The organism is Allomuricauda sp. ARW1Y1, assembly GCF_013407935.1.
Classification (GTDB): domain Bacteria; phylum Bacteroidota; class Bacteroidia; order Flavobacteriales; family Flavobacteriaceae; genus Flagellimonas.
The window spans coordinates 1048915-1056177 of the sequence record NZ_JACBZU010000001.1 but is presented as its reverse complement, the minus strand read 5'-3'; the positions used below and the strand labels follow the sequence as shown (position 1 = coordinate 1056177).

The 7263-nt window shown below is 45.2% G+C and carries 6 protein-coding genes; 2 read left to right on the top strand and 4 right to left on the bottom strand.

The window, feature by feature from the left end; all coding sequences use genetic code 11:
* Positions 1–554: 554 nt before the first annotated feature.
* Positions 555–1457, top strand: a complete 903-nt coding sequence (locus tag GGE08_RS04745) for a YihY/virulence factor BrkB family protein (protein WP_179383720.1) — start codon at positions 555–557, stop codon at positions 1455–1457.
* Positions 1458–1463: 6 nt separating this feature from the next.
* Here GGE08_RS04745 and GGE08_RS04740 read toward each other — a convergent pair whose 3' ends face one another.
* Both GGE08_RS04740 and GGE08_RS16220 read right to left on the bottom strand, forming a co-directional pair.
* On the bottom strand, positions 1464–2780 hold the full coding sequence (locus GGE08_RS04740) for a serine hydrolase domain-containing protein (RefSeq protein WP_179383719.1): 1317 nt from the start codon (positions 2778–2780) through the stop codon (positions 1464–1466).
* Positions 2781–2845: 65 nt separating this feature from the next.
* Positions 2846–3637 (bottom strand): helix-turn-helix domain-containing protein, encoded by a 792-nt coding sequence (locus GGE08_RS16220; protein WP_179383718.1) that lies wholly within the window; start codon positions 3635–3637, stop codon positions 2846–2848.
* 178 nt (positions 3638–3815) lie between these two features.
* On the opposite strand from GGE08_RS16220, the gene GGE08_RS04730 reads away from it, so the two are divergent.
* Positions 3816–4529, top strand: coding sequence for a collagen-like protein (locus GGE08_RS04730; protein ID WP_179382869.1), 714 nt, complete (start codon positions 3816–3818; stop codon positions 4527–4529).
* Between the two features lie 197 nt (positions 4530–4726).
* On the opposite strand, the gene GGE08_RS04725 is transcribed toward GGE08_RS04730, so the two are convergent.
* Both GGE08_RS04725 and GGE08_RS04720 read right to left on the bottom strand, forming a co-directional pair.
* The gene (locus GGE08_RS04725; protein WP_179383717.1) at positions 4727–5437 is read right to left on the bottom strand and encodes a gluconate 2-dehydrogenase subunit 3 family protein; all 711 of its coding nucleotides are present in this window, start codon (positions 5435–5437) and stop codon (positions 4727–4729) included.
* Positions 5438–5441: 4 nt separating this feature from the next.
* Positions 5442–7166: a GMC oxidoreductase gene (locus tag GGE08_RS04720; protein WP_179383716.1), complete on the bottom strand. Its 1725-nt coding sequence runs from the start codon at positions 7164–7166 to the stop codon at positions 5442–5444.
* Between the last annotated feature and the right edge of the window lie 97 nt (positions 7167–7263).

Below are 7263 nucleotides of genomic sequence, written 5' to 3'. Positions count from 1 at the left end.
CAAGAACCGTTTCGGGGAAGAATTCTTCCCCGAAACAGACGACATTAATGATAATTTTATGAATTTAGCGATGTCCTAAAAAAGGGAAGGCTACACTATTGGTAGTGAAATGGAAAATGGATAATACAAGTGAAATGGATGCTCTTTGGGAATTCGAATTTTCTATGAGAACTCATTCAGAACAACACTTAATTGACCTTTTAAAGTTCATAAAAGAAAAAGAATAAAAACGTGTTACAACAACGTATATAATCCATAGCTCTATTCTGTTAAGGTTAAATAAATTCCCTACCTTTAAATCTAAATGATTCCTACGACCGAATTCTAACCGAATTCACTCGCTACGGAATCATATACGAACACGTTGATGGCAATATCCCTTCGGGAACGCAAAACCACGCACGCAGTGCGCTCCCCTATATCCTAAAAAGAATTTGGCAACCCCTGAACGTCGCAATTTAAATTCAACCAGCCGAATGGTATAAATAACCTATCCATCATTTCCATTCCGTTTCAAAATCCGAATCGTACCTTTAGGTGCAAAGAGGTTCCTTTTGTCCAAAACACACACATACGCCAACCGATTTCGACTCAAAGATTTCCCTTACCTACTTTGGGATACCTATACCGCGTGGAGCAAGGCCCGCCCATGGCGTTTGAGCGCAGTGGTGGCCTATTATGCCGTACTTTCATTGCCTGCGCTGTTGGTCATCATCATCAACATTGTGGGGGCCATTTGGGGCGTGGACATCGTACAGGGCCGATTGACGGATGAATTTTCCGTTGCGCTCGGACCCAACGCTGCCCAAACCATTGAAGAAATTGTACAGGACACCCAAAACAAGGATAAAAACTTGATTTCCACCCTCATCGGTATTGCCACCCTCCTCTTTGGTGCCACTGGTGTCTTTTACCAGTTAAAAATATCGCTGAACGAGATATGGCGTATCAGGGTATCCAAGGGATTCAACTTTTGGAAATTGGTCACCGAACGGGCCAAAAGCTTTGCTTTTATCCTCGTCATCGGTTTTTTATTGTTGATCAGTTTTATCGTCACCGCTGCCATTGCTGCCCTCAACGATTATCTAAAAAGCTTGATCAGTGAAGCGGCTATTTATCTGGCCTACACCATAGATATTATTTCATCCATTGCCATTATTACGGTCATGTTTGCCTTGATGTTCAAATTCCTGCCCGATGCCAAGATCAAATGGCGGGCCGTTTGGTTCGGCGCCTTTATCACTGCCGTATTGTTCGTGATCGGGAAGTTCTTACTGGGACTCTACTTTGGCGAAGCAAAGCCCGGCTCTACCTATGGTGCGGCCGGTACCATTGTTTTGGTATTGCTGTGGGTCTCCTATTCCTGCCTTATTCTCTTTTTTGGGGCACAGTTTACCTATACCTACGCCAAAAAGTACCATATCTATTTTGAGCCTTACCATGAATTGGATGAATAAATTGGCTTAAGGGTTCCGTTTTCCTTCCACCACGATTCCCTTCCACCCCATCAGGGCATTATAGCTGCCCGAATCATTGGGGACAAATTCAAAAGATTCGGCCGCCTTTGGGTCCTCAAAAAACACGGTCGGGCTTTCCGCCTGTAATTCCCCAACTTGTTCTCCCTCTTGAAATAATACCAGCTTTCCATTAGCGACCCTCACCTCCAATACCAGCCCATCAAAATCGGCAAAGGTGTAGAAACCCGCATATGGTTCCAGTACTTCTGGTTCCACCACTATGGCTTTTCGGTTGATTTCCTTTGGAAAGGCAACAGGCTGCGATTTGAGCATCTTAGCCATGTCGTCGATAGCATCAAAAAAAGGCATTTCGTCATAATTGGCCAGCAAAACAAAATCAAAATGGTTCCTCAGATCGGTGTACACCTGTGCCCGAATACCTTTGGAACCGCCATCTTTGGCAATAACACCTTCTTCATTGGTTAAGAAAGAAGCTATAGGCTCCTGTTTGATATGATCCAGAAAGATCTTTAGATCTTCGGCCGTCGAAAAGATGCGTGCCGTGCGGAACTCATCCTTTTGAATGTTGTCCACAGTGACCAAATCTCCATCCTTTAGTGTATGGTTCTGTGCCATTTGGCTGACATTATGCTCCTTGACGAAAAAATGTGCTCCGCTGGAATCCATCCCCAACGGCTTGAAGATTTCGTCCACCAAACATTGCGCAAAGGGCTTGCCATACGCTTGGGAAATGATATGGCATACCAATTCGTACCCCACATTAGAATACTGCGCATCGGTACCCGGCTCAAATAATAAGGTTTGCTGTTTTGCCAATTCAACAATATCCTCTGGTTCTAACTGGTATTCTTGCCCCTCGAATCCTACCAGTTCCCTGGGGAGGCCAGAGCGGTGCTCTAACAACATGTTCAACGTAATCTTATCTCCTTTTGGAAAGTCGGGTATAAACTGATTCAAGGTCTGATTTTTGGAGAGTTTGCCCTCCAGTTCCAATTGCGCCAGCAGGTAATGGGCCATGAGTTTGGAAATGGAATGGATATCAAACTGGAAGTCCGGGGTGACATAGGACGAGCTTTCCGGAGATTCATTCAAATTGTAGGCTTTGTTCAACAAAAGCGTATCGTTTTTGTACACCAACAGCACACCGTTGAATTTTTGCAACTCCGTCAACTTTGTAAAATAGGTATCCACCGAATCACGAACTCGCTCCATTTGTGGAGAAATCACAACTCCTTCTTTCTCGGCTTGCTCGCCACAGGCAACCATCACCATCATCCCAAAAAGCATCAAAATGTATCTCATCACTATTTTTATTTTGGGCAAAGAACCAAAAAACCAAGCTCCAAAAATTGTAAAAATGGAAACCTTCATTGATGACGCAGCAAAAACTCGGGAAGATGATTAAAAAACTCCAAGGGAGCCACGCCGCAGACTTTTTTAAAGTCGTTGATAAAATGGGACTGATCAAAATACCCATAATCATAACTGAGTTCGGTCAATGAAACCTCAGCGTGCTTGGCCCTGTACTTTACCAAATCCAAGATTCGAACTGTAATAATGAACTTTTTGAGGCTATAAAGCACTTCCTTTTTAAATACTTTGCCCAAATACTGCCGCGAACGCTGAAACTGCTCGCTCAATTCGTTCACCGTGACCATTCCCCGTTTTTCATAAATGGTTTCACAAATGGCACGGACCAGTTCCATGGAAGGGGAAGGCGTTGTCAGCACCTGCTGCATCCAAGCTTCGGCCATGGCAAAACGTTCTTCTTCCCTAGCCTTAAATATATCCTGACAGAAGGGCATCAGTCCAGGATGTAACCCAGAAACATCGACTATTCCACTAGCTTTCACTTCGGAAAAGAAATGGGCGTTGGCCCAAGGTTGCACTTTAATGGTAAAAAAAGTTAGGGAGTTGGCTGCTTCAATGCGATAAGGCGGTTGGAGCTGATGGATAGTAAAAATGGTACTTCCAATCGGTTGGGCTTGTTGGTCCGGACCGTAATAAAAATACCCGTCGGCCTCCTTGAAGAACACAAAATCATAACAGCAATCATCGATAATAGGAATCCGGCCCGACCTTTCACCCATATGGATGTAGTAGCACTCCCTAAAAAGGGCATCCAAAGGGGGTTGGGGATGATGATTGGCAAGAATCACAGGTTAGTTTTTCAAAATGTAAGATACGGACTATTGGATACGATTTCCAATACCCAAAAAATGCATCCGTCAGATCAGAAGGGGCATTCGTCAGATCGGAAGGGGCATCCGTCAATTGGCGTACTAAAAAAATACTGCATTTATCTTTCTTTACACCTTAAATCTTTAAAATAATTTTATGAAAACAATGAGATTACTTAGCATGGGGCTATTGGCCGTATGCCTTTCAGTGACCTCCTGCTCCCCAGAAGATGGAAAGGATGGTCTTCCTGGACCTCAAGGTGAACAAGGTCCTCAAGGTCCTCAGGGCGAACAAGGACCACAAGGGGAAGCCGGACAAGACGGTGACAATGGTGAAGGATTTGATGAACTCACCCAATATGGGCATATTAACGTATCCCTTCAGGGAACACGCCCAGATGGGGAAGCTTTTGAAGACTCCAATACATTCAGATTTGTTGGTATTGAGAATATTGCGGGACACAATAGTATCACTTTTAGTCAAGAAGGTGATAATACCTATCACGAATTTAGAATAAGAAGGTTTTTAAGCACTCCTGACCAAAACGTGAATGAAACATTTTTTAGATTCTATTTAAATATAGAGAACTTGGGAACAGATGATGAAATCATTATTCAACCCTCGAACGCCCAATTATATTATTCCGTAATAGGGGAAGACAATAAATTCTTCGTTATTGATGATTTATGGACATTTGACCAACCTGGAATTTCAGATTTGGAATACACCGACTTGGTGTGGGATGAAACTACCAATCACCTAACATTATCTTTTTCATTCACGGTAGACGCATTATTCAACGATTCCGGTCACGAGCTTACCGTATCCGGAGATGTGGATGTGTTCTTGTTGGAGCAGATCCAACCCTAATTGTATTTTGGCCTAAACACCTCGTTAAGTTAACCAATTCATAAAAGAGGCTGTTCTAAAAAACATTTACATGTCAGTTCGAGCGTAGTCGAGAACTTAAGACACATTGATAACCAATGGGGTTGGACTGCGCTCAACCTGACAGAGTTCAAATATTATAGCTTTTTAGGCAGCCTCTTTGTTTTTAGCCTAAAAATCTAGGTCAACAAATTACCATCTTCGTCCCATTCCGCGATGATACCTCGCTTGCTTTGGTCCACACACTTGGCCAACCATTCCTCATCATACGATACACCATGTTGGTCCAAGACATCTTGTGGCACACCGTCCCACACATTGGGTTGGTTGCCTTTGTACCCAATTTCCTCTATCCCTATTTTGCTTGTGTAAAAACCGGTCATGGTCAAATTGCGCACCAAGGAGAAGAAGTTTACCTCAAAAGGTCGCTCATTACTGGGAATTTCAGGGTCGTAGTAAGCGATTCCATCTAAAATTTCCTTTTGCTGTGCTTCCGAAGCACTTTTGAACTCCGTTCCATATTCGGTGTTGCTCTTATGGTCCAGCCACATGATTCCACCCCTCAAGTCGGGCTGCAAGGTCTCCTCGTCCTTACTCATAAACTCAATAAAGCTCACCACATCCGCATCCGATGCACCTTTAAACTCATCCGAGGGTGGCAGTATCAAATCACAAAGGATCGTGAGCGTTTCCATCTCGTGCGCGTTCAAAAATTGTTCGTCCTGCAGTTCATTAATCAATTCGGTCTCCTGCGGCACCCTTCCCGGATAGGTAATCTTAGGTGCCTCTACCAATTCTGTGCCTTCCGTGGAAGGTTTGCATCCGTGCAGTGCCAATCCTCCGGCAACAGAACCCAATACAATCGATTTTAAACTCTTTCTTCTGTCCATTCCGTTAGATATTTTGTTGTTTGAGTTGTTCCACAATGTACTCCGAGGCACGCATCGAGAGTGCCAGTATCGTCCAGGTACAGTTCTTGTCTGCCTGCGACACAAAGGGCCCAGCATCTACGATAAAGACGTTGTCCACATCGTGCAGCTGTTGGTATTTGTTCGTCACCGAAGTTTTGGGATCGTCTCCCATCCGGGTCGTTCCCACCTCGTGGATGATGTTCCCCGGGTTGTGCAGTCCATAGTTGGTATCCTTTCCTGGCTTCTTGCCCAGAGGTTCTCCCCCCATATTGATCAAGATTTCCTCAAAGGTGTCCTGCATGTGTTTGGCTTGGTTGATCTCGTACTGACTCCATTTATAATGAAAGCGAAGCACCGGGATACCAAACTCGTCCACTGTGGTAGGGTCGATTTCGCAGTAATTCTCCTTTCGGGCAATGGATTCTCCACGACCTGCCATGCCCACAACGGCTCCATAGTATTTTTTGGCATCACTTCGCAGCACATCGCCATAGCCACCAACCTTGGTCCCGAAGAACTTATTGAACTCGTTTACATTAAAGCCAAAACCATAACTGGGCATGCCCATACCGCCCCATACCTCGATATGGTAGCCTCTTGGGAAGTCCAGTTTGGAATTATCGCCCCACCATGGAGAGTACACGTGCATACCACCTACCCCATCTTCGTTGTAGGACACTTTGCGGTTCATCAGGTCTGGAATAAAGGCTGCCCTATCCGCCCCCGTAGAGTCGTGCAGGTACTTGCCCACGATATCGCTGCTGTTACCCAGTCCGTTGGGGTGTTGCTTGCTCTTGGAGTTCAAAAGGATACGGGCCGAACTACAGGCCGAGGCCCCTAGTACAACCACTTTTCCTTTGAGTTTATATTCTTTTCTATCTTCTTTGTTGATGTAGGACACACCCGTGGCCTTGCCCTCTTCGTTGGTGGTCACTTCCCGCACCATGCAGTTTACAAATAAATCAATTTGACCACCATTTTTCTGGGCCGGGAAGATTAGACAAGTTCCCGCAGAAAAGTCGGCATATACTTGGCAAGCACGGTTACACTGTCCGCAGTAGAAGCATACCCCGCGTTCGTTATTGATTTTCTTGGTGAGCATGGACATTCTTGAAGGGTAGACAGGAATATTACTTTTTCTAGCTCCCTTAATATAGAACAGCTCATGCAACCTTGGTTTTGGGGGTGGCAAAAAGAAGCCATCCGGGTCGTTGGGAAGTCCTTCGTTGGTGCCGAATACCCCAATCAGTTTGTCCACCTTATCGTAATACGGTTTTACGTCGTCATAACTTATGGGCCAGTTGTCCCCGTGCCCGTCCACATCCTTGTGTTTGAAATCCTGTGGACCAAAGCGTAGGGAGATCCTTCCCCAGTGGTTGGTCCTGCCCCCCAGCATCCGCGAACGGAACCATTCGAATTTTGTCCCATCCTTTTGCGTATAAGGCTCGCCCTCGATGTCCCATCCGCCATAGGCGGCATCGAAATCACCAAAGGGACGGAAACGGGTGCTTTTTCCCCGACGAGGACTTTCGTAAGGCCACTTCAATTGGGTTTGATGTTCGGGCATGGCAGGGTCATAAAACGGACCTGCCTCAACGACAGCTACTTTCAGACCGGCCTCGGAGAGTACCTTGGCCGACATTCCTCCACCAGCACCCGACCCCACAATAATGGCATCGTAGACCGTCGAATTCTCAATTATCTGCATTGGTTTTGTTTGGTTTAGTTAATTTTTTGTAAATCAAATGATTGCCCAAAAAGGAAATGAGACCATCTGATTCAGGTTTCTTCTAGTTCGTTTTAAA

Coding starts and splice junctions, on each gene's coding strand:
- GGE08_RS04740 (WP_179383719.1), bottom strand. CDS start 2,780: ATGAGATACATTTTGATGCTTTTTGGGATGATGGTGATGGTTGCCTGT.
- GGE08_RS04730 (WP_179382869.1), top strand. CDS start 3,816: ATGAAAACAATGAGATTACTTAGCATGGGGCTATTGGCCGTATGCCTT.
- GGE08_RS04725 (WP_179383717.1), bottom strand. CDS start 5,437: ATGGACAGAAGAAAGAGTTTAAAATCGATTGTATTGGGTTCTGTTGCC.
- GGE08_RS04720 (WP_179383716.1), bottom strand. CDS start 7,166: ATGCAGATAATTGAGAATTCGACGGTCTACGATGCCATTATTGTGGGG.